This window comes from Nocardioides sp. CER19 (assembly GCF_029846275.1).
GTDB lineage: Bacteria > Actinomycetota > Actinomycetes > Propionibacteriales > Nocardioidaceae > Nocardioides.
This window is the reverse complement of the sequence record NZ_JARVWS010000002.1, coordinates 463,500-489,676: the sequence shown is the minus strand read 5'-3', so window position 1 is coordinate 489,676 and position 26,177 is coordinate 463,500. Positions and strand designations below refer to the sequence as shown.

The following is a 26,177-nucleotide window of genomic DNA, read 5'->3' as shown; positions in this document are numbered from 1 at the left end:
CATGCGCGACAACCTGACCCGGACGCTCACGCGCTACACGCGGGCGTTCGCCGACTTCACCACCGGCCAGAAGGCCGTCGCCCTCATCGGTACGGCGGCCCTCCTCCTCGGCGGGTTCCTCGTCTTCCGCTGGGCCGCCGCGCCGACGTACGCGCCGCTCTACTCGAGCCTCTCCGGCGAGGACGCCTCGGCGGTCGTCGACGAGCTCGACAAGGAGGGCGTGAAGTACCAGCTCTCCAACGGCGGCACGACGGTGATGGTGCCGCAGGGTCAGGTCTACTCCGCGCGCATCGCCCTGTCGGGCAAGGGGCTGCCGAGCTCGGACGACAACGGCTACTCCCTCCTCGACAACGAGTCCCTCTCGACCTCCGACTTCCAGGAGCAGAACGACTTCAAGCGGGCGATGGAGGGCGAGCTCTCCAAGACCATCGAGGCCATCAACGGCGTCGACACCGCCGTCGTGCACCTCGCCCTGCCGGAGAAGAAGGTCTTCTCCGACGAGCAGGACCCCGCCACCGCCTCGGTGCTCGTCAAGACCCGTGTCGGCACGACCCTCAGCGACGAGCAGGTGCAGGCCATCGTGCACCTCGTCGCCTCGAGCATCGACGGGCTCGACCCCAAGAACGTCACCGTCGCCGACGCGTCGGGCAAGGTGCTCACCCTCCAGGACGACACGGCCGCCGGCGCTGCGAGCACCCGGATGCAGCAGGTCACCGAGTTCCAGGACCAGATGAAGAGCAACATCCAGGCGGTCCTCGACCGCGTGGTCGGCCCCGGGCACTCGACGGTGAACCTGACCGCCGACCTCGACTTCGACCAGACGACGACGAAGACGAAGCGCTACATCTACGACCCGAAGGTGCCGCCGCTCTCGCAGACCGAGCAGACCGAGAAGTACAACGGCACCAACGGCTCCACCAACAGCGCCGCCGGCGGGGTCGTCGGCCCCGACGGGCAGATGGACAGCTCCACCACGAGCAGCTCCCCGTCGACGTACGAGAACGGCACGAAGACTCAGGACAACGCCGTCGGCTCCACCGAGGAGGACCGCGTCGCCGCACCCGGCGGCGTGAAGTCGCTCCACGTCGGCGTCGTCCTCGACGCCTCCGCGATCGGCACCATCCAGCCGCAGGACATCCGCAACGTGATCGCCGCCGCGACCGGCATCAACACCAACCGTGGCGACACCATCGACGTCAGCTCCATGGCGTTCGACCACACCGCGGAGCAGGCGAGCGCCAAGGAGCTCGCCCAGGCCGAGGCCGCCGACAAGAGCGCGCAGCGGATGAAGCTCTACCGCAACATCGGTCTGGGCGCGGTCGTCGCGCTGATGATCCTGTTCGCGTGGATCCGGGCCCGTCGCCGCAGCAAGGCGCGCGAGCAGGCGACGTCGTACGTCGTCGAGCAGCTGCGCTCCGAGGCGGCCGCCCGGGCCGAGGCCCAGGAGCTGGCCGCCGCGCAGCTGCTCAACGAGCTCGAGCCGCCGATGCTGCCCAACCCGGCCGACGAGATCCGCGACGAGCTCAACGCCCTTGTCGAGCGCCAGCCCGACGACGTCGCCGCCCTGCTCCGCGGCTGGCTCGTGGAGCCGAAGTCATGAGCGTGATGACCCCCGCCCTCGCGGTCATGGCCTCGAACGGAAGCACCGGGCTGGCCGGCTCCGCCGGGCTGCGCAAGGCCGCGATCCTGCTCATCCAGCTCGGCCAGGAGCGCGCGTCAGCGGTCCTGCGGCACATGTCCGACGCCGAGGTCGAGGCGATCACCGCCGAGATCTCGCGGCTCGACGCGGTGACCTCCAACGAGACCGACCAGGTGCTCGGCGAGTTCCGCGAGATGATGGTCGCCCGCGCCCACATCGCCCAGGGCGGCTTCAGCTTCGCCCAGCAGCTGCTGCAGAACTCCATCGGCGAGGAGCGCGCGGCCGAGATCATGGACCGGCTGCACGCGGCCGCCGTGCAGATGCCGTTCCAGTTCCTGCACCGGGCCGACCCGGCCCAGCTGCGCGGCTTCATCGCCGAGGAGCACCCGCAGGTGATCGCGCTCGTGCTGGCGCACATGACACCGGACAAGGCGTCGCTGCTGCTCTCCGGCCTGCCGAACTACTTGCAGGCGCAGGTCGCGCACCGCATCGCCGTCATGGACCGCACCTCGCCGGAGATCATCCGGTCGGTCGAGGCGGTGCTCGAGCGCAAGCTGTCCTCGATGCTGCAGCCGACCGAGGTCTCCCGCGTCGGCGGCGTCGACCCCCTCGTCAACATCATCAACCGGTCCGACCGGCCCACCGAGCGGCTCATCGTCGAGGGGCTCGAGGCCCTCGACCCGGCGCTAGCCGACGAGGTCAAGAGCCGGATGTTCATGTTCGAGGACATCGTCGGCCTCGACGACCGGTCCGTGCAGCAGGTGCTGCGCCAGGTCGACACCGGCGAGCTCGCCCTGGCGCTCAAGGGCGTCAGCGCCGCGGTCAAGAACAAGATCACCAGCAACCTCTCCGAGCGCGCCGCCGAGAACCTCCTCGAGGAGGTCGAGCTCCTCGGCGCCGTCCGCCTCGCACAGGTGGAGGAGGCGCAGCAGAGCGTCATCCGCACCATCCGCCAGCTCGAGGAGCAGGGCCAGATCACCGTGCGCCGCGGCAACGACGAGGAGTTCGTGGTCTGATGAGCCGCGTCACGCCGCTCCCCCTCGCCGAGCTCCCCCGCGACGGCTGGACGGACACGAACGCCCTGGCCCGCACGGTCCTGGGCGAGGTCGCCGAGCGTGCGCGCGCCGAGGCGCACGCGCAGGGGTACGCGGTCGGCTGGGCCCGCGGTCGGCGCGACGCCCAGGAGGCCGCCGCCGTGGCGGCGGAGCAGGCCGAGCAGGAGCGTCGCGCGGCCGAGGAGCGCCGGCAGGGCGAGCACCAGGCCGCCGTGACGGCGCTGCGTCAGGCCGCCCAGCAGGTGCGCGGCCTGCTCACCGAGCTGTGCTGCAGCATCGAGGAGCAGGGCACCGAGCTGGCCTGGGCCATCACCGAGACGATCGTCGCGCGGGAGGTGTCGGCGATGACCGACGCCGACGTCGTACGGCGGGTGCTCGCCATCGCCCCCGGGACGCCGTCCGCCACCGTCCGGCTGCACCCCTCCGTCGCCGCGTCCGTCGACGCCAAGGAGCTCGTCGACGCCGGCCTCGTCATCGCGGCCGACCCGACGCTCGGGGAGGCCGACGCCGTCGTCGAGCGCGACGGCGCCGTCACCGACCTGCGCATCTCCACCGCCATGGACCGCCTCCGCGAGGTGCTCTCGTGAGCGTCCTCACCACCGCCGTCGCCGAGCGCGCCCGCGAGGCCGCCCGGCCGCCCAGGCTCGGCACCGTGGCCGAGCTGGTCGGTCTGCACCTCGTCGTGACCGGCCTGCCGGTCGCCGTCGGCGACCTGGTCGAGGTCTCGACCGGCTCGGCCGGTGGCCGCCTGCTCGCCGAGGTCGCGGCCCTGCGGCCGTCGGCCGCTGTCTGCCTCCCGCTCGGCCCGATCGCCGGCGTCCGCGTCGGCGACCTGGTGCGTCACACCGGCGGGCCGCTGCGCATCCACGTGGGCGACGCCCTGCTCGGCCGGGTGCTCGACGGCCTCGGCCGCCCCGTCGACGGCGGCGTCTCGATCGAGGGGCTGCCCCGGGTGGGCGTCGACCTCGAGGCCCCGTCGGCCTACACCCGCCCCCTGATCACCACCCCGCTCCCCCTCGGCGTGCGCGCGCTGGACGCGCTGGTGCCGTGTGGGCGCGGCCAGCGGATCGGCATCATGGCCGGCTCGGGCGTCGGCAAGTCGTCGCTGCTGTCGATGATCGCCCGCGGCGGCGACGCGGACGTGAACGTCATCGGGCTCGTCGGGGAGCGCGGCCGCGAGGTGCGGGAGTTCCTCGACAACGACCTGGGCCCGGAGGGCCTGGCCCGTTCGGTCGTCGTCGTCGCGACCTCGGACGCGCCGGCGGTGGAGCGGATGCGCGCCGCGTTCGTCGCCACCCGCATCGCCGAGTGGTTCCGCGATGCCGGCCGCGACGTCGTCCTGATGATGGACAGCCTCACCCGTGTCGCCATGGCGCAGCGCGAGATCGGCCTCTCGGCCGGTGAGCCGCCGGCGACCCGCGGCTACCCGCCCAGCGTCTTCGGTCTGATGCCCCGGCTGCTGGAGCGCGCCGGCACGTCGCCGCAGGGCTCGATCACCGGGCTCTACACCGTCCTCGTCGAGGGCGACGACCTGCAGGACCCGATCGGCGACACCGCCCGCTCGATCCTCGACGGCCACGTGGTGCTGTCCCGCTCGCTCGCCACGGGCGGCCACTTCCCGGCGATCGACGTGCTCGAGTCGATCTCCCGCCTCACCGGTGCCGTCACGACGGCCGACCAGCAGCAGGACGCGACCCGCCTGCGCCGCCTGCTCGCCGCCCACCGCGGCGTCAAGGAGCTCGTCGAGATCGGTGCCTACGCCGCCGGGTCCGACGCCGACGCCGACGCAGCGCTGGCGCTGCTCCCCCGGATCGACGGGTTCCTCCGGCAGCGCATGGACGAGCCGGCCGGCGACACCTGGGCCCGGCTCAAGGAGCTCGTGGCATGACGACCACCCACGACCCCGGCCTGCACGCCGTCGCGCGCGTGCGCGGTGTGCGCGAGCAGGACAGCCTGATCGCGCTCCAGCGCGCGCTGACCGCCCAGCGCGAGCACGAGGAGCGACTCGCCCAGCTGCGCGACCAGCTGACCGCGGCCGCCGCGCTCGAGGCCGACATCCTCGGCGGCAGCGGTACGCCGGGCGCGCTGCTCACCCTCCGGATGACGCTCGGGCACCTCGCCGAGTCGACCCGGCTGGCCCGCGAGGAGCTCGCCTCCGCCGAGGTGCTCACCGACGCCGCCCGGGACCGCTGGGAGCGCGACAAGAGCGACCTCTCGGCCGTCGAGCAGCTGCTGGAGCGTCGTACGACCGAGCGCCGGCACGAGGCCCGGCGGGCCGAGGACCGACAGACCGACGAGACCGCCGCCCAGGGCTGGCTGCGGCGCACGACCGGAGACCACCGATGAGCATCGCGTCAGTGACCGACCGGATCCAGCAGATCCAGTCGCAGATCGAGCAGCTGCAGAGCTACCAGTCGACCGACGCCGCGACCAGCGCGGCGTTCGCGACCACCCTCGACGAGGCGACCGCGACCTCGCGGGTCGCGTCGACGACGGACGCGAGTGCCGACAGCAGCACCGTCGCCCCGACCGACTCGCAGCAGGCGGTGGTCGACGAGGCGGAGAAGTACCTCGGTCTCCCCTACGTCTGGGGCGGCACCTCGATCACCTCCGGTGTCGACTGCTCCGGGCTGGTCCAGTCGGTCTACAAGAGCCTGGGCTACGACCTGCCCCGTCTCTCCGCCGACCAGGCCAGGTCCGGCCGGCCGATCGCGTCGATGGCCGACGCCCAGCCCGGCGACCTGCTCGCGTGGAACAACAGCTCGCGCAACAACGGCGCCGACCACATCGCGATCTACGTCGGCAACGGCAAGATGATCGAGGCGCCGCACAGCGGCGCCGAGGTGCGGCTGGTCGACGTGCCGTCGACCCCCGACTACATCCGACGGATCCTCCCCGACTCCGAGAACGGCTCCGAGAACGGCTCCACGAGCCGCTCGCTCAGCTCCTCGGACGGAGTCGCGGCCTCGCGCGCGTCGTTCGACCTCCAATCACTCCTCTCCGCCGCTCAGGAGGGCGCCGCATGAGCGTCACACCCTTCGTCCCGACCCTGCCGACCACCTCTGCCCCGGGCAAGGGGAGCAAGGCCGACGGCACCGGGAAGCCCTCCTCGGACGAGAAGACCGAGAAGTCCACCGGCGCCGAGACCCTGGACGGCTTCCTCGCGGCGCTGAGCACCGCGATGACCGCCGTTGCTCAGCCGGTGCCCGTCCCTGCCGATGGGTCAGTCACCCCGAGCCCTTCGGGGCCGGCCGAGTCCGTCTCGGCGATCGCAGCGGCAATGCGCGGCCTCCCGGGCAGCGGCGGCAACCCCTTCGACGCCGCCCTGCCCGGGACCGTCGTGCCGACCACCCCGGCTCCCGGCACGACCGGCCCGACCACGCCGTCCACGTCGTCCGCACCGTCCGCGGGCGACCCGCCCGGCACCCCGGGCGGTGCGTCAGCAACCGTTCCGGCGCCGCCGACGGTCGACCAGTCACCGCTCCCGGCCGACGCGCCCGCCGGCGGTGAGGAGTCAACGCTTCCGCCCGCCTCGACGGTGGGTGGCTCACCGCTCTCCGACTCCGACCCGGGCGACTCGGACGGGACCGACGACCAGCCGCCGGGCTCGGCCCCGCCGGCCGTCACCGCCGTGCCCCTCCCGGCTGCGCCGGTGACCGTGACCCCGGTGGCCCCGGTGACCGCCCCCGTCAACGTCGCCGTCGACGCGACCGGGACCGGCGAGCCGACCACCGCCGTCCTCCGCCAGGTGTTCCCCGAGGTCACCCGCGTCGCAACGCAGGCCGGCCCGGGCACGCACCGGCTGTCGATCACGCTGCACCCGGAGAACCTGGGCGAGGTCAACGTGACCCTGGTCATCCGCGCCGGCGCCGTCCACGTCAACCTGGCCGCCGGCAGCGGCGCCGCCCACGACGCGCTGCTGCAGGGTGCGCCCGAGCTGCACCGCCTGCTGGAGGTCGCCGGCGGAGACGCCCGCGTCGTCGTGAGGGACGCGTCCTCGAGCAGTGCCTCCGCCGCCTCCGCTTCGGCCACCACGTCCACCAGCGCCGACCAGCGCGGCGCGGACCAGCGCGGTCAGCAGGCGGCGTACGCACCGTCGGCCGACCGTGGCGGCTCCGGCGACCCGGGCGCCTCGGGTCGCAACGCTCGTACGACGACCAGTGGGTCCGTCGACGAGCCCACCAGCCCCCGGGGCATCCGCCCCGGCAGCCCCACCGGTGCCAGTGAGGGCAACGGGGCCAGCACCGCCGTCCACTCCGGTCGCGTCGACCGGTTGATGTGAGGAGGACAGTTGTCAGTCTCTAGCACCGAAGGGGTGTCGTCGGGCCTGCTGGCCCTGGCCAACTCCTCGTCGAGCGGGTCCAGCAAGGCCACCGACGACCAGGACATGTTCCTGCAGCTGCTCGTCGCGCAGCTGAAGTACCAGGACCCGATGAACCCGACGGACTCGACCGAGTTCTTGTCGCAGAACGCCCAGTTCACCGCCCTGTCGAAGATGCAGGACGTCGCGGACGGGATCAGCCAGCTCACGTCGCTCCAGCTGTCGTTCGGCGCCGCCGGGATGATCGGCCGCCAGGTCACCTACACCGACGCCACCGGCGCGAGCAAGACCGGCATCGCCACGGGCGCCGGCTTCCCGTCCACCGGTCCCGTCCTCACCGTGGACGGCACCGAGGTCCCGCTGACGTCGGTGACCTCCGTGACCGCCCCCAGCACTTCCGCCTGACCGCCTTCCCCTCACCAAGGAGATCCCATGCTTCGCTCGCTCTTCGCCGGCATCAGCGGCCTGCGCGTCAACCAGACGATGCTCGACGTCACCGGCAACAACATCGCCAACGCCAACACCACGGGCTTCAAGAGCTCGAGCACCGTCTTCCAGGACACGCTCAGCCAGATGCTCACCGCCGGCACCGCGGGCAACGCCCAGCGCGGCGGCACCAACCCGATCCAGATCGGCCTCGGCGTCCAGGTCGCCGCGACGTCGGGCAACTTCAACCAGGGTGCCAACCAGACCACCAACAGCCCGACCGACATGATGATCAACGGCGACGGCTTCTTCGTGGTCCAGCAGGGCACGACTCTCAACTACACCCGCGCCGGCGCCTTCCACTGGGACCCGGCGGGCAACCTGACCGCGCCCGACGGCAAGTTCGTGATGGGCCTCGACGCCACCGGCAACCTCGTGAAGATCAACCTCAACAACCCCGTCCAGGCGCCGCCCGTCACGACCCCGCCGACCGAGCTGGTCTCCTACGAGATCGGGTCCGACGGCGTGGTGACCGGCATGTACTCCGACGACCAGCGCCGCACGATCGGCCAGGTCGCCATCGCCGACTTCGTCAACCCCCAGGGCCTCAACAAGGTCGGCGACACGCAGTTCGCCGCGACGTCCGCCTCGGGCTCCGTGACGTACGGCGCCCCCGGCACCGGCCGCATGGGCACGCTGACCGTCGGCAGCCTGGAGATGTCGAACGTCGACCTCGCCCAGGAGTTCACCAACCTCATCCTGGCCCAGCGTGGCTTCGAGGCCAGCTCGAAGGTCATCACCACCTCCGACCAGGTCCTCGAGGACCTCGTCAACATCAAGCGCTGACGCACGCGACACGTCCGGCGCCGCCCCTGTCCACGGACCGGGTCGGCGCCGGCGCGCATTTTGCACTCTCTCCCGCTCAAGTCCTGCCGCAACTCGCCGAAGAGTGAGAAGACCCGCCACGGACGGCGAGCAACGAGCAACACGAACGGCACAAGGACGGTGCACCCGATGATCACGCTCACCCGGCTCTCCGGGTCGGTGTTCCTGCTGAACGCCGACCTCATCGAGCGCGTGGACAGCACGCCCGACACCGTCATCACGCTCGTCGACGGCAAGAAGTACGTCGTCGCCGAGACGATGGGCGAGGTCATGGACGCGGTCGTCGGCTACCGCGGCGAGATCGTCGCGCTCGGCTCGCTGCTCGACGCCGCCCACTCCGCCCAGCAGCACCGCCGCGAGCCGAGGTCCGGGCCGCGCCTGGCCGCCGTCGCGCCGCACCCAGCAGCACACGCCTCCGCCGACCTCGGCGCCAGCACCGCAGGAGATGACTGATGGATCCGGCACCCGCGATCGGCATCGGCCTCGGATTCGCCGTCATCGTCGCCTCCAACGTCATGGAGGGCGGCAACCCGGCGAGCCTCTTCATCCTGCCGCCGATGCTCCTGGTCATCGGCACGACCATCATGGTCAGCATCGCCGGCGGCACCATGCAGGACGCGAAGAACGTCGTGACCAGCCTCAAGCGCGCGTTCACGGCCAAGGTCGAGCCGGCCGGTGCGATGGTCCCCGTGGTCGTCTCCCTCGCCGAGCGGGCCCGCCGCGAGGGCCTGCTCGCGCTCGAGGACGGCCTCAAGGACATCGACGACCCCTTCCTCGTCAAGGGCGTCACGATGGCCATCGACGGCACGGACCCCGAGGAGGTCCGCGACATCCTCGAGGCCGAGGTCCACGCGAAGAAGTCCGAGGACAAGCACGCCGCGAAGTTCTTCGCCGACGCCGGTGCCTACTCGCCGACCATCGGCATCATCGGCACCGTCATGGGTCTCGTGCACGTGCTCGAGCAGCTCGCCCAGCCGGAGAAGCTCGGACACCTCATCGCCGGCGCGTTCGTCGCCACCCTGTGGGGCGTCATGCTCGCCAACGTCGTGTGGTTCCCGATCGCCAACCGGCTCAAGCGGCTCAGCCAGCTCGAGGCCGCCCGGATGGAGATGGCCATCGAGGGCATCGCCGCGATCCAGGCCGGCTCCAACCCGCGCCTCGTCGCCGAGAAGCTCCGCTCCCTCGTCCCCGCCGGACAGCAGGACCGCGAGGCAGCCTGATGGCCCGCAAGCGCCGTGAGGAGGAGGAGGAGCACGACGAGGGGTCGGAGCGCTGGCTCGTCACCTACGCCGACATGCTCACCCTGCTCATGGTGCTGTTCATCGTCCTGTTCGCGATGTCGACGGTCGACGCGGACAAGTACGAGCAGCTCAAGAGCGGCCTCGCCGACGGGTTCGGCCGCTCGCTCAGCATCCTCGACGGCGCCAGCAAGACGATCGAGAACAAGGGCTCCATCGAGCAGGCCTCCACCAGCTACGACCAGCTCCTCGAGGAGCTGCCCCAGAACGAACGCGCCAAGATGCAGGAGATCGTCGACAAGTCCGCGCAGCAGCGCATCCAGCGGCAGTACGCCGACGCGAAGAACGAGGTCGACAACCTGCTCGCGGTCTGGCACCAGATGCAGGCGGCGCTGCGCAAGCAGGGGCTCCAGGACGACGTACAGGCGCAGATCGACGAGCGGGGGCTCGTCGTCAGCCTCGTCTCGCGGCACGTCGTCTTCGAGCCCAACGTCGCCACCCTGACCCCCCGTGGCCGGCGGATCCTCGACACGCTCGCGCCGGTGCTCGCCCGGCTCCCCGAGCCGATCGAGGTCGACGGCCACACCAACCAGGTCAAGGTGAAGCCGAAGTACTACCCGACCGACTGGGAGCTCTCCTCGGCGCGCTCGATCACGGCGCTGCGCCACCTGCAGGAGGTCGACGGACTCCGCGCCGGCCGGCTCACCGCCTCGGCGTTCGGTCACACCAAGCCACTCGTCGACCCGCGCACGCCCGGGTCGCAGCAGGTCAACAAGCGCGTCGACGTCGTCATCCTCTCCCAGGTCCCCGCCGAGACCCGGGAGAAGCTCGGCGAGATCCAGAACGAGCTCCAACCGAAGCAGACCAGCGTCACCGTCCAGGGAGGGACATCATGACCGTCACCGCCATGCCGAAGGGCGAGGAGGAGCAGGAGACCAAGAAGCGCAAGCCGATCAAGCTGATCGCCTTCCTGCTCGTCCTGGTCGTCGCCGCGGCCGCCGGCTACTTCCTGGTCCTCGCGCCGAAGGGCAAGAAGGACGAGGCGCCGAAGCCGGGCGCCGTCCTCGCGCTCGACTCGCAGCAGATCAACCTGGCCGCCGGCCACTACCTGCGCCTCGGCGTCGCGCTCCAGCTCACCGCGAAGGCCCCCGAGGAGGTGGACGGCAGCAAGGCTCTCGACGCTGCGATCGGGATCTTCAGCGGTCTGTCGGTGGAGCAGGTCACCAAGACCGGGGCCCGGGACGCGCTGAAGAAGAAGCTGCTCACCGATCTCGAGCACCGCTACGAGGACGAGGTGATGGACGTCTACTTCACGGAGTTCGTCACGCAGTGACCAGGGGCCCCAGGCCCGTTCGGACTACCCAGGACCATCCGTTCGACGGTCCCGGTTCTGCTCAGGTGCGCCCGCGCACCGCCGATCACCAGGGGCGTGACCCTTGCCGCCACCCCCTCGCCCGGCACCCGCGCGTCCCAGCCCGGTGGCGCCGCGCCGCGGCAGCGTCGGCGGCGGGAGCATGCTGAGCCGGTCCCCTACGACTTCCGTCGCCCGATCCAGCTCTCGCGCGAGCACTCCCGCACGCTGCAGCTGGGCTTCGACGGCTTCGCGCGCCAGGCGACGACGGTGTTCACGTCGTCGCTGCGGACCGTGTGCTCGGTGACGCTCAACGACATCCAGCAGCGCACCTACGCCGAGTACGTCGACTCGCTCGGCCAGAGCACCTACATGACCCTGTTCTCGGCCGACCCCATGCCGGGCGTCGGCATGATCGAGCTGCCGCTCTTCGCGGTCTTCTCCTGCGTCGACCACATGCTCGGCGGCCCCGGGTCGGACACCCAGCCCGAGCGCCCGCTCACGGAGATCGAGGGCGGGGTCGCCCGCGGCCTCGTGGAGCGGCTGCTCTCGGAGATGCGCTACTACCTCGCGCCCGTCGTGCCGCTGGAGCCCACGATCACCGGCGTCGAGTACAACCCGCAGTTCGCCCAGGTCGCCGGCACCGCCGACGTCATGGTCGTGGTCACCTTCGACCTGCGCATCAACGAGCGCGACCACCGGATGACGATCTGCCTGCCGTTCAGCGGGCTGGTCCCCCACCTGACCAGCGCTACCCAGGCCGGCCCGATGTCCGACCGCGAGCGCACGCAGCGCGCCATGTCGGCCCAGCTGCTGCAGCAGCAGTTCGAGAAGGTCCCCGTCCAGGTCTCGGTGCGGTTCCGGCCGACCAAGCTCGGCCCCGACGCCATCAGCGCCCTGAAGCCGGGCGACGTCGTCCGGCTCGCTCACTCCGCGTCGCTCCCCCTCGACGTCACCGTCGCCGGCGACACCTTCGCCCACGCCACCGCCGGAGCCCGCGGGCAACGCCTCGCCGCGCTCATCGTGGACACCCCCAAGGAGAAGTCATGACCACCCCACGCGATCCTTCGCTTTCCCGCTTCGCTCCTCCGCGAGCGATCGAGCGGGGACCCCGATGAGCACCACGGATCTCGCCGCGGCCGCCGCCGAGGCGAACGCGACCGCCGCCGCCGAGGCCGCCGCGCAGGTGCTGCCCGCCGTCGAGCCGCTCACGGTCGGCCCGGCGCAGTCCGGCTCGCCGCACGTCACCGCCGCCTTCGCACGCGCGGCCGTCGCCGACCTGGAGGCTCCCGTGCCGGGCCGGATCGCGGTGCTCGTCGGCCACGACCTGGTCACGGCGCTCGACAACAGCCCGCTCGGCGGTCTCGACCTGCACGCCGCCATCCTCCCGACGCTCGAGGCCGTCGCCGGCCAGCTGGGCAGCCGCGCCCGCTCCGCGCGGACGGTGGAGCTCGAGGCCGTGGTGGGCGAGCTCGGCGGCTCGTTCACGACCGTCCCGCTCATCGGCATCGGCATCGACGCCGCCGTCCTCGTCACCGACGACGCGCTCGCCGGCGCCCGAGAGCCCGTCGCGGAGCCGGAGCCGGTCGTCGAGCCGCAGGCAGCCGCCCAGCCGGTGCCCGCGTTCACGGCGCCCCTCGAGGAGCCGGGCGCCCGTCCGTACATGGCGTCGGTCGCCGGCCAGCGCGGCCTCGAGATGCTCCACGGCGTCGACATGGAGGTGACCGTCGAGCTGGGCCGCACCCGGATGACGGTCCGCGACCTGCTCGCCCTCTCCCCGGGCGCGGTCCTCGAGCTCGACCGGGCCGCCGGCAGCCCCGCCGACCTGCTCGTCAACGGACGCCTCATCGCCCGCGGCGAGGTCGTCGTCGTCGACGAGGACTTCGGCCTGCGCGTCACCGAGATCCTCGACGACGCCGCCGCGGTCTGAGGCCGACGATGGACATGCTCGGGCTCGTCGTCCGCCTGGTCTTCTCGCTCGCGATCGTCCTCGGGCTGCTGCTCCTCATCGCGCGGTTCGCCGGCCGGCGCTTCCAGGGCCGCGCCGGTGCGCCGGTCCAGGTCCTGCACCGGCAGCCGATCACCCGCGGCAGCTCGGTCGCCGTCGTCACCGTCGGCACGCGGGTCCTCGTCCTCGGCACGACCGAGCAGCAGGTCACGCTGCTGACCGAGCTCGAGCCCGACGAGATCGACCTGCCTGAGCAGGCGCCTGACCTTCTGGACGCCGACACGCCGGCGCGCGGTTCGAAGGGTCAGGTCCCCGCAGGGACCGGGCCGCTGAACGGCTCGCTGCTCTCGCCCCAGACCTGGAAGCAGGCGCTCGCCGCCGCGACCCGCGCCTCCGGCGCGACCTCGACCGCCTCGGAGAACCAAGCCTCATGACCTCATGGACTGCCCTCGGCCGGCGCCTCTGGCTGGTCGGGGCGACGGTCGCTGCCCTCGTCCTGGCACCGGGGGCGGCGTACGCCGCTCCGCACGGTCCCGACGGCCCGAAGAACCCGAGCGGGCCGACCGTCTCGGTCAACCTCGACGGGCTGACCGACAAGCCCAGCAACAGCCTGGTCACGATCATCGCGCTGACCCTGCTGTCGGTGGCGCCGGCGATCATCCTGACCTGCACGAGCTTCACCAAGATCCTCGTGGTGCTCGGCCTGACCCGCAACGCCCTCGGCCTCCAGCAGAGTCCGCCCAACCAGGTGCTCGCGGGGCTGGCGCTCTTCCTCAGCCTCTTCATCATGGCGCCGGTGCTCTCGCAGGTGAACGACGCCGGTGTGCAGCCCTACCTCAACGGCGACAAGACGACGAGCCAGGCCTGGGACGCCGGCATCAAGCCGCTGCGCACGTTCATGCTCGACAACACCGACGACGACGAGCTCAAGCTGCTGACCAGCGTCGCGAAGCGCGACCTGCCGAAGACCCGCGACGACGTGCCGCTGTCGACCCTGGTGCCCGCGTTCGTGCTCTCGGAGCTCAAGGACGCCTTCATCATCGGGTTCATCATCTTCATCCCCTTCCTCGTCATCGACATCGTCGTGAGCGGGGCGCTGATGGCACTCGGCATGATGATGATGCCGCCGGTGATGGTGTCGCTGCCGTTCAAGCTGTTGCTGTTCGTGCTGGTCGACGGCTGGGCGCTGGTGATCAGGGCGCTGGTGGGGAGCTACGGATGATCCCCTTCGAGCTCACCGACACCGCGATCATCGGGCTGGCACTGAAGACCATGCTGGTCGCGTTCGAGCTGTCGGCGCCGATCCTGGCGACCTCGCTCGTCATCGGCTTCACGATCTCGCTGTTCCAGTCCATGACCCAGATCCAGGAGGTCACGCTCTCCTTCGTCCCGAAGGTGATCGGCGTCGGGATCGCGCTGCTCGTCTGCGGCAACTGGATGCTGCACACGCTCATCGCGTTCACGCAGAACCTCTTCGAGAGCATCCCGTCGCTGCTGTCATGACGATCACCGTCCAAGGTGCGCCCCTCATGGCCTACCTGCTCGCCTCGGTCCGGATCATCGCGTGGCTGGCCGTCGTACCGCCCTTCTCGTCCCGGTCGGTCCCGTCCATGGCGAAGGTCGTGCTCGCCCTGGGGCTCTCCTTCGTCGTGGCGCCGTCGCTCGCGCAGGGCCGACTGCCGGGATCGACCCCCGAGCTGCTCCTGGTGGTGCTCACCCAGGTCGTCGTCGGGCTCGGCATGGGCTTCGTGACGATGCTGCTGTTCAGCGCCGTCTCCACGGCCGGGTCGCTCGTCGACGTGTTCGGCGGCTTCGCCCTGGCCGCCGCCTTCGACCCGCTCGCGATGAACCAGACCAGCGTCTTCGGCAAGTGGCATCAATGGCTCGGCACCGCGCTGCTGGTCGTCAGCGGCGGCCACCTCGTCGTCATCGGCGGCCTGCTCAAGACGTTCTCGTTCCTGCCGCTCTCCGGCATGCCCGACCTCGCCGGCTGGCAGCCCGTGCTGGTCACCGCGTTCGGGATGTTCTTCACCGTTGCGGTCCAGATCGCGCTGCCCCTGGTCGCGGTGCTGTTCCTCGCCGATCTCTCGCTCGCCCTGCTCACCAAGGTCGCACCGCAGCTGAGCGCGATCAACATCATGTATCCCGCCAAGATCGGGCTGACCCTGCTCCTGGTCGGCCTCTCCTTCCCCGTCCTGCCGCACGCGCTCGACAAGCTCGTCGACTACTCGCTGCAGGCCATGTCGGCCATGTCATCGGCCGGGCCGGGATCGGGGTGACCCATGGCCGGCTCCGGTGAGGAGAAGACCGAGAAGCCCACACCCAAGCGCAGGCGCGAGGCGCGCAAGGAGGGGCAGATCGCGCGTACGCCGGACCTCGGCGGCTGGCTCTCGATCCTGGTCCTCGGCCTGGCCGTCGGCCCGCTCCTCGGGCACGAGGTCGACGCGTGGCGCCGGCTCATCACCGCCAGCCTGACCGCCGCCGAGCACCCGAGTGTGCCGCTGGCGATGCAGCTCCTCGGCAACGGCGCCCGCCACGCGTTCTTCGCGCTCCTCACGATGTCGGGGATCGTCCTCGTCGTCGGCGTGTCCTCGGCGATCGCCCAGGGCGGCATGATCGTCTCGCCCAAGCTGGTGAAGCCGTCCTTGAAGAAGCTCGACCCGATCAAGGGCTTCAAGAAGGTCTTCGGCCCCAAGGCGCTGTGGGACGGCGCCAAGATGCTGCTGAAGAGTGCGGTCGTCGCGCTCTTCGGCTACCTCACCGTGAAGTCGGTGATGCCGCTGGTCGGCGGGCTCGTGCCGATCCCGACGACCATCGACATCGTCCACGACAAGGCGCTGGGGCTCATCCGCAACGCCGCCCTCGCGGCGCTGGTCATGGCCGCCGCCGACTACGCGGTGCAGCGGCGCCGCGTGAACAAGCAGATGCGGATGAGCCGCACCGAGGTCAAGCAGGAGCACAAGCAGTCCGAGGGCGACCCGCTCGTGAAGAGCGCGATCCGCTCCCGCCAGCTCGCCGCCGCCCGCAACCGGATGATCGCCGACATCCCGAACGCCGACGTGGTGCTCACCAACCCGACCCACGTCGCGATCGCGCTGCGCTACAGCGGCGAGGCGGCACCCAGGGTGGTCGCCCGCGGCGCCGGCGCGATCGCCGCCCGCATCCGCGAGACCGCCACCGAGGCCCGCGTCCCGCTCGTGCAGGACGTCCCGCTGGCCCGCGCGCTCTACCGCTCGTGCGAGGTCGGCCAGGAGATCCCCCGCGAGCTGTGGACGGCCGTCGCGCAGGTGCTCGCGTTCGTCATCAGCCGCCGGCGCGCCGGTCAGTACGGCGGCCACCACCGCAGCCCGCGCGCCGACCAGCCGCTGCCCGACGTACCCGTGGCGGGGCGGCGGCGTCGGCCCGCGCCGGCGGCCGGCGACCGGACCGACCGGACCGACGACCGGACTCGCGACCGGAACGACGACCGGAACGACGATCTGACGCGAACCCCGGCACGGCGACGATCGGCTGGGTAGTCTCCGCCAGGTAAAGGAACCAGGGGAGGCGACTCCCCGCCTGGCAGGGAAGCCGACGATGACCGACGACGCCTCGTCCCAGCACGACCTCGACCTGGGCGTCTTCGACAAGACGCCGATGTTCGCTCCGAAGAAGGTCACGCACGTCCTGGACGCGCTCGCGACCCTGCAGGCGCGGCGCAGCGCATTGGCTGCGTCCGTGATCTGGGGCGACACCGACGACACGCGGGTCATCGCCCGGGGCCCGGTCGAGATCAACCGCTGGCTGTTCGCCCTGGCGTCCGAGCGGCACGACCTGCTGTCCGTGCGGCCCTTCGGGCGGGTGGACGAGCTGCGTGTCAGCCTCCCCGCCAACCGGCGGTCGGTCGAGGCCGGGAACCAGATGACCAGCGTCTTCGACTACCGCGCGACGACGCCCACCGCACGCCTCCTCCTGGGGGCGGAGCCCGCGCCGCCGACGTACCTGTTCGCCTACGCACCGCTGCAGATGAAGATCATCGACGAGGAGCAGGTCCTGCTCGAGGGACCGACCATCGACGGCGGGCCGACGGTCATGCTGACCTCCGACCAGGCGTGCCTGACCGCCGCGCTGGCCTACTGGCGCGCGGTGCTCGACACCTCCTTCCCGTGCTCCGAGGCGCCGGAGTGCATCCCGGAGCTCACCGACCGGCAGCGGCAGGTGATGGCCCTCATGTCGGCCGACCTGTCGGACGAGCAGATCGCCGAGGCGGTCGGGGTGAGCGTGCGCACGGTCCGCAGCGACATCGCCCGCGTCATGGCCGAGCTCGGGGCCGGTTCCCGCTTCTCCCTCGGCCGCGCCATCCAGGACCGCCTGCAGGACTGACTTGTCCCGAATTCCTCAGATCGCCCCGGCTCGGTGCCGATGCGGGGCCTGAGGACCGCCAGGACGGTGGGCCTTTCCACGCAGCGCCACGGACGGCACTGAGAGAACAGCCCTCCCTGGAGCCGTCCCCTGATGAAGTCGCTGACCAAGCTCGGCGTGCCCGTCGGCATCGTCCTGATCGTCGTGATGCTGGTCGTCCCGCTCCCGGCGATGATGCTCGACCTGTTGATCGCTCTCAACATCACCGGGGCGCTGCTCATCCTCCTGACCGCGATGTTCGTGCCGCGGCCGCTCGACTTCGCCGCGTTCCCGTCGGTCCTGCTCGTGATGACGCTCTTCCGGCTGGCGCTCAACGTCAGCGCGACCCGGCTCGTGCTCCTGCACGGGTTCGCCGGCAAGGTCATCGACACGTTCGGGCACTTCGTCGTCGGCGGCTCCCTGATCGTCGGCCTGATCGTGTTCGCGATCCTGCTGGTCATCCAGTTCGTCGTCATCACCAACGGTGCCGGCCGCGTCGCCGAGGTCGGCGCCCGCTTCACCCTCGACGCGATGCCCGGCAAGCAGATGGCCATCGACGCCGACCTCAACTCCGGCCTCATCGACGAGGAGCAGGCCCGCCGGCGCCGCGCGGAGGTGCACGCGGAGGCCGACTTCTACGGCGCGATGGACGGTGCGTCGAAGTTCGTCAAGGGCGACGCGATCGCGGCCATCGTCATCACCCTCGTCAACCTGCTCGGCGGCTTCGCGATCGGCGTCGCCCAGAGCGGGATGAGCTTCTCGGAGGCGGTCAACACCTACTCCCTGCTCAGCGTCGGCGACGGCCTCGTCTCCCAGATCCCCGCGCTCCTCCTCAGCGTCGCCACCGGCCTCATCGTCACCCGCTCGGTCAGCGACGACGACATGGGCTCCGACATCCTCGCCCAGATCACGCGCCGCAAGCTCCCGCTGCGCATCGCCGGCTTCGCCGCGCTGGCCCTCTGCCTCATCCCCGGCCTCCCGAAGATCCCCTTCATCGTCGCCGGCGGCCTGCTGCTGCTCGCCTCCAGCAGGATCGACGAGAGCACCCCGGCCGCCGAGGAGCTCACCACCGGCAACGAGCTGGTGCCGTCCCCCGACTCCCCCGAGATGCTGGCCCAGGAGATCCTGGTCGACCCGCTCGGCCTCGAGCTGGCCGCCGACATCATCGACCTGGTCGACGCCTCCACCGGCGGCGACCTGCTCGACCGGGTCAAGGCCCTGCGTCGGAAGGTCGCCGGCGAGCTCGGCATCGTGATCCCGCCGGTGCGCACCAGAGACAACCTCGAGCTGCCGATGAACAGCTACGCGATCACGCTGTTCGGCGTCGAGGTCGCCCGCGGCGAGGCACCGCGAGGCACGGTCCTGGCCATCAGCGACCACCTCGGCGCCCTGCCCGGTACGCCGACCCGCGAGCCGGTCTTCGGCCTGGACGCCAAGTGGATCCCCGCCGAGCTGCGCCACCAGGCGGAGATCTCCGGGGCGACCGTCGTCGACCGGGCCAGCGTCATCACGACCCACCTCGCCGAGGTCGTCAACACCCATGCCGGCCGGCTGCTCGGCCGCGAGGACGTCCGGCTGCTCACCGACGTGGTCAAGCGCAGCCACCCCGTCGTCATCGAGGAGCTCACCCCGGTGCTGCTCTCCCTCGGCGAGATCCAGCGGGTCCTCCGGGGGCTCCTCGACGAGCAGGTCTCCGTCCGCGACCTGGTCCGCATCTTCGAGGCCCTCTCGCTCCGCGCGGCCGTCACCAAGGACAACGACCAGCTCGTCGAGGCCGCCCGCACCGCCCTGGGGCAGGCCATCGTGGCGCCCTACCTCACCGACGGGGCGGTCTCCGCGATCAGCTTCGACCCGCGCCTGGAGCAGGGCATGCTCGAGGCGCTGCGGGCCAGCGACCACGGGGCCGTACTGGCGCTCGACCCCGAGCTGGCGCAGAACATCCTCGTCTCGCTGCACGGCCTCGCCACGGCGGCGGAGAACACCGGCGTCCGGCCCGTCCTGGTCTGCGCGCCGCAGCTGCGGGCCGCCGTACGACGGCTCGTCGCGCCGGCCCTCGACCGGTTGCCCGTCCTGTCCTACAGCGAGATCGCCGGCGCGCTCTCGGTGCGCTCGGTCGGCACCGTCACCGGCGAGCGGGCCGAGGTCGCCGGCGGTGCCCTGGCGGTCTCGGCATGACCATCCCTCAGACAACCGAACGGGGAACACGATGACCACGCTCAGCCTGTTCGACGAGCCCGAGCGGCTCGACCCGCACGCGGTCCGTGACCTGCCGCCGACGGTCCGTCCGGTGACGCCGGGCGGGCTCAGCCTGTCGGTGCTCGCGTTCGCCGCCCTCGTGGCCTCCCCCGCGATCTGGCAGTGCCTGGTCCGCCACACGGTGCCGATGCACGTCATGCTCGAGCGGTACGTCGTCATCGCGCTGGGTTGCCTCCTCGTCTCCGAGGCCGCCCGGCGGCTGCTTCGGCACGCGGGCGCCCAGGAGCCGGCCGGCGGTCAGGCGGGCGAGGCCGTCGACGCGACGGTGACCGACACGCTGGTCATGCCCACTGCCCCGGGTGCGCCGGCCGACCCCGCGCTCGCGCTGCTCGCCGCCGAGGAGTGAGCGCCCCGGAGGGGCGCCGTGCATGAGGTCCGACCCGGGCCGGGGCCGTACCATTCCCAGGTGGCAAGCATCCCGGCCAACGAGCCCGCAACGGTCGTCGACGTCGCCGAGCCCGAGCTCGGTGGCCCGAGCGTCCCGCGGCGCTACGGCTACCTCGCCGGGGTCTGGCTGACCGTCCTCGCGTTCGGGATCGTCGCCGTCCTCTGGTCGCGCCACGTCGGCGTCGGGTTCAAGGACCCCGGCGGCCGGATGTTCAGCGGGAAGATCACCGCCTCGCTCAGCGGCCTGGTCGTCGCGCTCGTCGCCGACGCGGCCTGGCGCTGGTGGCGCACGCCGCGAGGCGAGCGGAGCGTGCGCCGGACGCTCGAGGACCGGTGGTCGGCCGAGCGGCTCCTCCTCCTGGTGAGCGGGCTGGCGGCCTACCACTTCGTCTACTTCTTCTACCGCAACCTCAAGAGCTGGGACTCCTTCAACACCCCCCGCGACGACTGGCTGCTCCGGGCCGACCGCAACCTCTTCGGCGGCCACAGCCCCGCCGTGCTGCTGCACGACCTGCTCGGCACGCACACCGCGGCATACGTCCTGGAGGACATCTACCGGTCCTTCACCTACCTGACCGCGAGCTCGGTCGTGATCGCGCTCGTCTTCAGCCGGAACATCAGGCGCGGCTACGTGTTCCTCGTCGCCGCGATGTGGACCTGGATCCTCGGCACGGCCAGCTACTACCTCATCCCGAGCCTCGGCCCGTTCGCGAGCGCACCGGACGAGTTCTCCCGGCTCCCCCACACGGCGATCACCGACACGTGGGCCGAGTACCTCAGCCAGCGCCAGGACTTCCTCGCCGACCCGACCGCGCCGACGTCGTTCGTGAGCATCTCCGCCTTCGCGAGCCTGCACACCGGCTTCACCGCCCTGGTCTGCTTCATGGCGTTCTACTACGGCCACAAGTGGCTCGGCTCGGCGGTCGCCGTCTACCTCGTCGCCATCATGGTCTCGACCATCTACTGGGGCTGGCACTTCACTCTCGACGACGTGGCCGGCCTCCTCGTCGCCGCGGTCGCCGTCGCCATCGGGCATGTGATGGTGCGGCCCGGACGAACATGACCGCGCTGACCGAGTCGGCCCGCCGTACCGTCCAGGTCCGCGGTCTCACGACGCACCCGGTCACGGCCTCGCTCCTCGTGGGCCTGGTGCTCCACCTGCTGTGGTGGTTGCTGCTCGCCAACAGCGGCGGCGACATCGCCGCGCAGGACGCGTGGGCCGAGTTCGCACGGGCGCACCCGGGCAGCGCCTACAACCTGTCCTGGTACGGCGGGATCCACGCCGCGTCCTACAGCCTCGTCAGCCCGTTCGTGATGGCGGTGCTGGGTGTGCGCACGACGATGGTCATCGTCGGGACGATCTCGTCCGCGCTGCTGGCGCTGCTGGTCGTGCGGAGCAAGGCCGTGCGGCACCCGCTGGCCGCCTCGCTGGTCGGCGTCGTCGCGCTGGTCGGCAACGCCATCTCGGGGCGGGTGACGTTCGGGCTCGGCATGATGTTCGGGCTGGGCGCGCTGGCCGTCGTCTTCGCGTGGCCCACCGAGTGGCGCACCGACGGCTGGCGCTACCGGCTCCCGCGGGCGGTCCTCGCCGTCGTGCTGTCGGCGCTGGCCACCGCGAGCTCACCGGTGGCCGGCCTCTTCCTCGGCGTCGCGGCGGCCGGCCTCTGGCTGGGACGCCGCCGCGCGGCGGCGTACTGCCTGGGCGTGCCGCCGGTCGTCGTCGTCGCGTTCAGCACGCTGGCCTTCCCGTTCTCGGGACGACAGCCGATGAGCTGGATCTCCATCATCCTGCCGGTCATCCTCGGGGTGATGGTGCTCGTCCTGACGCCGCGCACGTGGCGCGCGGTCCGTCTCGGCGCCGCCGTCTACACCGTCGGCACGGTGCTCTGCTGGCTCGTCCCCTCGCCGGTCGGCACGAACGTGACCCGGCTCCCGCTCCTCTTCGCCGGGGTGATCCTCACCGCCGTTGCCACGACGGGCGGGATGCGCCGCCGCACGGCTCCGTTGCTCGTCGCGACCCTCATCACGTCGGCCGCGTGGCAGGTCGGCGTGGCCGCGCGCGACGTCGTCACGACAGCACCGGACGCCGCGTGGTCGGCCGACATCCACGCGCTCGTCCGGCACCTCAAGCGCACCGACGCGGCCGACGGCCGGGTCGAGGTGGTGCCGCCGAAGTCGCACCGCGACGCGGCCGCCCTGGCGCCGTACTTCAACCTCGCGCGCGGTTGGAACCGCCAGGCCGACGCCGAGCGCAACCCGCTGTTCTACGACCGCAAGGTCCCCCTCACGGCCGACGCCTACCGCGCCTGGCTGGACCGCTGGGCGGTGCGCTACGTCGTCCTGACGCCGGGCCGACCGGACAACGCCGCCCGCCAGGAGGCGGCGCTCGTGGAGGGCGGCCTGTCCTACCTGCGGCCGGTGTGGTCCAACGCCTCGTGGCGGGTGTACGCCGTCGAGAGCCCGCGGCCCCTGGTCGACCCGCCCGGCCAGCTGATCTCCTTCGGCCAGGCGCAGGTGACCGTGCGGGTCGCCTACCCCGCCAAGGTCTGGGTGCGCATCCCGACGTCGCCGTGGCTCACCCTGTTCGACTCCTCCGGGCACGCGCTGCCCCCGCCGCGGACGCCGGAGGACAACGTCGAGGGCTGCCTCTCGGTGCTGCGCATCCCCGGCACGCCGGAGGACGACTGGGTCGTGCTCGACGCGCCGCACCGCGGCACCTACCGGATCGCCGCGCCCTACTCGCTCCGACGCGGCACTCCCTGCCCGACACCGAAGGAGTAGCGCCCGCCTGGGTACCGGGCTCCGATGGACATGGTGGGCCTGATCCTGATGATCGTCGCGGTGGTCTTCGTGGTGGTGCTGATCCTGCTCTTCGAGCGGAAGCGCGCGGAGGGCATCGAGCGCGACCTGCGGTCGCGCGACGGCAGCGGGCCACCCAGCGACGAGCCGGAGCAGCGGCGGTAGCCGGGAGCCGCGGTGATGCCGAGCATCTCCACGACCGTCGCCGCACCGCCGCAGGCCGTGTTCGACTACCTCACCGACCCGCGCCGCCGCCCGGAGTGGCAGGCCAGCCTGCACTCGGTCCAGGTGCTCGACCACGGACCGGTCCGGCTGCACATGCGCTGGATCGACCACACGGTCGTCGGGGCGCGACCCCGGCTCCAGATCGTCGAGCTCCGGGCGCCCGACGACGCGCGGGCGGGCACCTGGCGCGAGGTCGGCCGGTGGCACGGCATCCGCGCCGAGCTCGCCCTGACCTTCGAGACCGACCCCCGCGGGACCCGTGTCAGCGGCACCGTGGAGATCGGCGGCTGGCGCCTCGCGAGCCTCGTCCTCCAGGCGCTCGCGCCCGCCGCCATCGCCTCGGACCTGCGCCGCGCCGGGCGGATCCTCGAAGCTCACTGAGCGGCGACAGCCCCTGCGGGACCGAGTCGCCGCTACCCGCCGGCCGCGACCCTGAGCGCCTCGTCCAGCGAGGCCAGCAGGTCGGCCGGGTCGGCGTACACGGCCACCGCACCGGCGGAGCGCAGCTCGGCCTCGCCGAAGCCACCGCACAGCAGCCCGATCGTGGGGATGCCCACCTCGGAGGCCGCGTAGACGTCCCACGTCGCGTCGCCGATCATCACCGCCTGGGACCCCTCGACCCGCTCGAGCGCCTTCTCGAGCAGCTCGGGGTCGGGCTTCGACTCCGACGCGTCCTCGCTCGTGGTCCACGCGTCGGCACGCTCTCCGGCGTCGAGCAGGTCCAGGGCGTGGCGCGCGTGCTGAGGCTGGGAGGAGCTCGCCAGCACCACCCGCAGGCCGGCCGCGCGCAGGCCGTCGAGCAGGTCCTGGGCGCCGGGCAGGAGCCCGGTCTCGCCGATCATGTCGTCGTAGGCCTTGGTGTGGCGCTCCTTGAGCTCCTCCCCGAGCCGCTCGGCGACCTCGTCGGAGGACACCGCGGGGATGAGCCGGTCACCACCCATCCCGATGTGGCGGTGCAGCTTCCACACCGGGACCGGATGACCAGCGCCGGCGAAGGCGCGCGCCCAGGCGACGGCGTGGTGGTAGGTCGAGTCCAGCAGCGTTCCGTCGATGTCGAGGAGCGCGACGTCGAAGGTCATGCGTCCCGCTACCCGCAACCGGTCGGCGACATGCCGGGCCGGGTACGTGTGACTCGTGCCGGTGGGGTACCGATCCCGGTCCGGTGATCGCCGGACACCGACACGGAGGAGATGACATGGGTGACGCTGCGGAGGACCGCGCCAAGGCGGCCCGGCTGCCGGAGGGTGACGTGATCCGCGTGCTGCTGGAGCAGCACGCCCAGATCAAGGACCTGTTCGCCGAGGTCAAGCGTTCGAACGGTACGGACAAGCAGGAGGCCTTCGACTCGCTGCGTGCGCTGCTCGCCGTCCACGAGACGGCCGAGGAGATGGTGCTGCGCCCGGTGTCCGCGGACGCCGCCGGGCAGCACGTCGTCGATGCGCGCAACCGCGAGGAGGCGGACGCCAACGCGGTGCTCGCCGACCTCGAGAAGATGGACCTGGACGACCCCGAGTTCGACCTCAGGCTCGAGGCGTTCCGCAAGTCGGTCGACGAGCACGCCGAGGCCGAGGAGACCGAGGAGTTCGAGCCCCTCCTCGCGAGCCGTGACGAGGAGGAGCGGCGCACCCTCGGCACCAAGATCAAGGCGGCCGAGGCGATGGCGCCGACCCACCCGCACCCCCACGTCGACCCCGGATCGCCGCAGCAGAAGATGGTCGGGCCGTTCGCCTCGATGGTGGACCGGGTGAAGGACGCCCTCTCGAAGGCGGTCTGACGGGCGTCGACGTCCTCGGCACGCGCGTCGACCGGACGACCGCATGAGCTCCCGGGTCACCACCGTGGTCGTGACGCGGAACCGCTGGTGCGACCTGGAGTGGTCCCCCGCCAGCAGCCCCCGGTCGTCCTCCGTGCCCGCGCCGGCTCGGCGCAGAGTGACCTGACCGGACTCCCGGTCCCGTCACGGAGCGACGCTGACCACCAGACCCCGGTCCGGGCACGACGGCATCCGCGTCGGGTCGTACGCCGGCCGCGAGACGACCTGCAGGTCGAGGTCGGCGACGACACCGACCGTGTCGGCCAGCAGCCGGACGGTCAGCGGCTCGCCGGGGCACCGGTGCCCGGTGGCCGGGTCACCGCCGCCCTGCGGGACGAAGGCGTACGGGTCGGGGTCGAGGTCCTGGAACCGCTCGGGGAGGAACTCGCCCGGTGCCCGCCACTGCTGGGGGTCCTGGTCGGTGCCGACCACGTCGAGCACGATCCGGTCGCCCGGGCCCAGGTCGACATCACCCGCCTTCACCGGACACGTCACCCGGCCGGCGAGGGCCGGCACGAACGGGTAGAGCCGACGCACCTCGTGGACGAACGCCACCCGCCGGGGGTCGGCGTCGGGGCCGCGCAGCTGGGCGGCCCACTGCGGGTGCTCGGCGAGCGCCAAGACCGCGAACGTCCCCAGCCAGGCGACGGCGACCGTGGGGCGCAGCACGTTGAGCAGCTCCACCCCGGCCACTCGCGCCGGGAGCTCGCTGCCCGCGATGACGGCCAGCACCGTCCCGGGCTCGGGCGTCCGCCGCCCGGAGCGCGTGTCCTCCACCAGCCGTGTCGCCCACCGGTCGGCGAGCACGCGGGCCGCCCAGCCGCGCGGGTAGGCCCTGCCGGCGAAGCCGAAGCCGTCGACGATCGCCGCCAGCCGGCGCGACCACCGACGCGCATCCGCCGGGGACAGGTCCACCCCCGCCCAGCGCAGCACGGCGGCGCCGTACGTCTCGGCGAGCTCGTCGAAGACGACGACCTCCCGCCCCCGCCAGGAGTCGGCCCGCCGCCGCAGGTCGTCGCACGCCGCGGACGCGAGCGGGGCGATCCGCTCGTCGGCGAGGAGGTCCATGAACATCTCCTTGCGCTCGGCGTGCGCGCGGTCGTCCATCCCGTGCACCGCCCCTCGACCGAAGAGCAGCCCGGCCAGCGGGGCGGGCATCGCGCGCCTCCGGCTCACGACGGCGTCGTCGTAGAACAGCCTCGCGCCGGCCGGTCCCCGGACGACCGCCGTACGCCGGCCGAGGAGCGACCCGGCGAAGGCGTCCGGGTCCTCGTGGCGCAGCCGCTCGGCGGGCAGGGCGCGATAGCCCTCGCGCCAGAGCTTGAGGGCGAGGTCGTTCCTGCGGCGCGGGACGCGCGGGACGTAGGCGGACATGCGGTGCGGTACCCACACCGGAACGTCGGGCGCGGCGCGTATCGCCGGAGGGATCGGGTACACGCGCCGGGTCCGACCCA

General features: G+C 72.0%; 30 protein-coding genes. 28 read left to right on the top strand and 2 right to left on the bottom strand.

The genetic code is table 11. The features are described from left to right. Nucleotide 1: 1 nt before the first annotated feature. The 27 genes from fliF (at nucleotide 2) to QDS12_RS10645 (ending at nucleotide 23,291) form a co-directional block, all read left to right on the top strand. Complete coding sequence (fliF, locus tag QDS12_RS10775) at nucleotides 2–1,600, top strand: flagellar basal-body MS-ring/collar protein FliF (RefSeq protein ID WP_279878990.1); 1,599 nt, start codon at nucleotides 2–4, stop codon at nucleotides 1,598–1,600. Next, nucleotides 1,597–2,655 carry a flagellar motor switch protein FliG gene (gene fliG / locus QDS12_RS10770; RefSeq protein ID WP_279878989.1) on the top strand — a complete coding sequence of 353 codons (1,059 nt, stop codon included), beginning with the start codon at nucleotides 1,597–1,599 and terminating at the stop codon, nucleotides 2,653–2,655. Before fliF ends, fliG begins: the two co-directional genes overlap by 4 nt. Continuing rightward, entirely contained in the window at nucleotides 2,655–3,281 is a 627-nt protein-coding gene (locus QDS12_RS10765; protein ID WP_279878988.1) for a FliH/SctL family protein, read from the top strand. Before fliG ends, QDS12_RS10765 begins: the two co-directional genes overlap by 1 nt. Further along, a complete protein-coding gene (locus QDS12_RS10760; RefSeq protein ID WP_279878987.1) occupies nucleotides 3,278–4,582 on the top strand; it encodes a FliI/YscN family ATPase in 1,305 nt (434 codons plus the stop codon). Before QDS12_RS10765 ends, QDS12_RS10760 begins: the two co-directional genes overlap by 4 nt. Continuing rightward, nucleotides 4,579–5,040, top strand: a complete 462-nt coding sequence (locus QDS12_RS10755) for a flagellar export protein FliJ (protein WP_279878986.1) — start codon at nucleotides 4,579–4,581, stop codon at nucleotides 5,038–5,040. The genes QDS12_RS10760 and QDS12_RS10755 overlap by 4 nt, the downstream gene beginning before the upstream one ends. Then, nucleotides 5,037–5,720 (top strand): C40 family peptidase, encoded by a 684-nt coding sequence (locus QDS12_RS10750; RefSeq protein WP_279878985.1) that lies wholly within the window; start codon nucleotides 5,037–5,039, stop codon nucleotides 5,718–5,720. The genes QDS12_RS10755 and QDS12_RS10750 overlap by 4 nt, the downstream gene beginning before the upstream one ends. Further along, nucleotides 5,717–6,976, top strand: a complete 1,260-nt coding sequence (locus QDS12_RS10745) for a flagellar hook-length control protein FliK (protein WP_279878984.1) — start codon at nucleotides 5,717–5,719, stop codon at nucleotides 6,974–6,976. The genes QDS12_RS10750 and QDS12_RS10745 overlap by 4 nt, the downstream gene beginning before the upstream one ends. A gap of 9 nt (nucleotides 6,977–6,985) precedes the next feature. Beyond that, complete coding sequence (locus QDS12_RS10740) at nucleotides 6,986–7,420, top strand: flagellar hook capping FlgD N-terminal domain-containing protein (protein WP_279878983.1); 435 nt, start codon at nucleotides 6,986–6,988, stop codon at nucleotides 7,418–7,420. 27 nt (nucleotides 7,421–7,447) lie between these two features. Further along, nucleotides 7,448–8,287, top strand: a complete 840-nt coding sequence (locus tag QDS12_RS10735) for a flagellar hook-basal body complex protein (RefSeq protein WP_279878982.1) — start codon at nucleotides 7,448–7,450, stop codon at nucleotides 8,285–8,287. Between the two features lie 168 nt (nucleotides 8,288–8,455). Then, nucleotides 8,456–8,779: a flagellar FlbD family protein gene (locus tag QDS12_RS10730; protein WP_279878981.1), complete on the top strand. Its 324-nt coding sequence runs from the start codon at nucleotides 8,456–8,458 to the stop codon at nucleotides 8,777–8,779. Then, on the top strand, nucleotides 8,779–9,546 hold the full coding sequence (locus QDS12_RS10725) for a motility protein A (protein WP_279878980.1): 768 nt from the start codon (nucleotides 8,779–8,781) through the stop codon (nucleotides 9,544–9,546). Before QDS12_RS10730 ends, QDS12_RS10725 begins: the two co-directional genes overlap by 1 nt. Further along, nucleotides 9,546–10,460, top strand: a complete 915-nt coding sequence (locus QDS12_RS10720; protein ID WP_279878979.1) for a flagellar motor protein MotB — start codon at nucleotides 9,546–9,548, stop codon at nucleotides 10,458–10,460. Before QDS12_RS10725 ends, QDS12_RS10720 begins: the two co-directional genes overlap by 1 nt. Then, a complete protein-coding gene (locus QDS12_RS10715; RefSeq protein ID WP_279878978.1) occupies nucleotides 10,457–10,897 on the top strand; it encodes a flagellar basal body-associated FliL family protein in 441 nt (146 codons plus the stop codon). Before QDS12_RS10720 ends, QDS12_RS10715 begins: the two co-directional genes overlap by 4 nt. A 96-nt stretch (nucleotides 10,898–10,993) precedes the next feature. Beyond that, the gene (locus tag QDS12_RS10710) at nucleotides 10,994–11,965 is read left to right on the top strand and encodes a flagellar motor switch protein FliM (protein WP_279878977.1); all 972 of its coding nucleotides are present in this window, start codon (nucleotides 10,994–10,996) and stop codon (nucleotides 11,963–11,965) included. Nucleotides 11,966–12,029: 64 nt separating this feature from the next. After that, nucleotides 12,030–12,845 (top strand): flagellar motor switch protein FliN, encoded by an 816-nt coding sequence (fliN, locus tag QDS12_RS10705; RefSeq protein WP_279878976.1) that lies wholly within the window; start codon nucleotides 12,030–12,032, stop codon nucleotides 12,843–12,845. A gap of 14 nt (nucleotides 12,846–12,859) precedes the next feature. Then, entirely contained in the window at nucleotides 12,860–13,297 is a 438-nt protein-coding gene (locus QDS12_RS10700) for a flagellar biosynthetic protein FliO (RefSeq protein ID WP_279878975.1), read from the top strand. Continuing rightward, a complete protein-coding gene (gene fliP, locus QDS12_RS10695) occupies nucleotides 13,294–14,085 on the top strand; it encodes a flagellar type III secretion system pore protein FliP (protein WP_279878974.1) in 792 nt (263 codons plus the stop codon). Before QDS12_RS10700 ends, fliP begins: the two co-directional genes overlap by 4 nt. Continuing rightward, nucleotides 14,082–14,366 carry a flagellar biosynthetic protein FliQ gene (locus QDS12_RS10690; RefSeq protein WP_279878973.1) on the top strand — a complete coding sequence of 95 codons (285 nt, stop codon included), beginning with the start codon at nucleotides 14,082–14,084 and terminating at the stop codon, nucleotides 14,364–14,366. The genes fliP and QDS12_RS10690 overlap by 4 nt, the downstream gene beginning before the upstream one ends. Further along, a complete protein-coding gene (locus QDS12_RS10685; RefSeq protein ID WP_279878972.1) occupies nucleotides 14,363–15,142 on the top strand; it encodes a flagellar biosynthetic protein FliR in 780 nt (259 codons plus the stop codon). Before QDS12_RS10690 ends, QDS12_RS10685 begins: the two co-directional genes overlap by 4 nt. A 3-nt stretch (nucleotides 15,143–15,145) precedes the next feature. After that, entirely contained in the window at nucleotides 15,146–16,381 is a 1,236-nt protein-coding gene (locus QDS12_RS10680) for an EscU/YscU/HrcU family type III secretion system export apparatus switch protein (protein ID WP_279878971.1), read from the top strand. 58 nt (nucleotides 16,382–16,439) lie between these two features. Then, on the top strand, nucleotides 16,440–17,225 hold the full coding sequence (locus QDS12_RS10675; RefSeq protein ID WP_279878970.1) for a helix-turn-helix transcriptional regulator: 786 nt from the start codon (nucleotides 16,440–16,442) through the stop codon (nucleotides 17,223–17,225). Nucleotides 17,226–17,357: 132 nt separating this feature from the next. Next, nucleotides 17,358–19,418 carry a flagellar biosynthesis protein FlhA gene (gene flhA / locus QDS12_RS10670; RefSeq protein WP_279878969.1) on the top strand — a complete coding sequence of 687 codons (2,061 nt, stop codon included), beginning with the start codon at nucleotides 17,358–17,360 and terminating at the stop codon, nucleotides 19,416–19,418. 31 nt (nucleotides 19,419–19,449) lie between these two features. Further along, a complete protein-coding gene (locus QDS12_RS10665; RefSeq protein ID WP_279878968.1) occupies nucleotides 19,450–19,845 on the top strand; it encodes a hypothetical protein in 396 nt (131 codons plus the stop codon). 60 nt (nucleotides 19,846–19,905) lie between these two features. Continuing rightward, nucleotides 19,906–20,949: a phosphatase PAP2 family protein gene (locus QDS12_RS10660; RefSeq protein ID WP_279878967.1), complete on the top strand. Its 1,044-nt coding sequence runs from the start codon at nucleotides 19,906–19,908 to the stop codon at nucleotides 20,947–20,949. After that, nucleotides 20,946–22,667 (top strand): MFS transporter, encoded by a 1,722-nt coding sequence (locus QDS12_RS10655; protein ID WP_279878966.1) that lies wholly within the window; start codon nucleotides 20,946–20,948, stop codon nucleotides 22,665–22,667. The genes QDS12_RS10660 and QDS12_RS10655 overlap by 4 nt, the downstream gene beginning before the upstream one ends. A 24-nt stretch (nucleotides 22,668–22,691) precedes the next feature. Further along, nucleotides 22,692–22,850 carry a hypothetical protein gene (locus QDS12_RS10650; protein ID WP_279878965.1) on the top strand — a complete coding sequence of 53 codons (159 nt, stop codon included), beginning with the start codon at nucleotides 22,692–22,694 and terminating at the stop codon, nucleotides 22,848–22,850. 15 nt (nucleotides 22,851–22,865) lie between these two features. Beyond that, nucleotides 22,866–23,291, top strand: coding sequence for an SRPBCC family protein (locus QDS12_RS10645; protein ID WP_279878964.1), 426 nt, complete (start codon nucleotides 22,866–22,868; stop codon nucleotides 23,289–23,291). 32 nt (nucleotides 23,292–23,323) lie between these two features. Here the strand turns inward: QDS12_RS10645 and QDS12_RS10640 are convergent, their stop codons facing one another. Beyond that, on the bottom strand, nucleotides 23,324–23,989 hold the full coding sequence (locus tag QDS12_RS10640) for an HAD family hydrolase (protein ID WP_279878963.1): 666 nt from the start codon (nucleotides 23,987–23,989) through the stop codon (nucleotides 23,324–23,326). A gap of 116 nt (nucleotides 23,990–24,105) precedes the next feature. Between QDS12_RS10640 and QDS12_RS10635 the strand changes: the two genes are divergently transcribed. After that, nucleotides 24,106–24,684: a hemerythrin domain-containing protein gene (locus QDS12_RS10635; RefSeq protein WP_279878962.1), complete on the top strand. Its 579-nt coding sequence runs from the start codon at nucleotides 24,106–24,108 to the stop codon at nucleotides 24,682–24,684. A gap of 183 nt (nucleotides 24,685–24,867) precedes the next feature. Here the strand turns inward: QDS12_RS10635 and QDS12_RS10630 are convergent, their stop codons facing one another. Beyond that, nucleotides 24,868–26,097: a cytochrome P450 gene (locus QDS12_RS10630; protein ID WP_279878961.1), complete on the bottom strand. Its 1,230-nt coding sequence runs from the start codon at nucleotides 26,095–26,097 to the stop codon at nucleotides 24,868–24,870. Nucleotides 26,098–26,177: the final 80 nt, after the last annotated feature.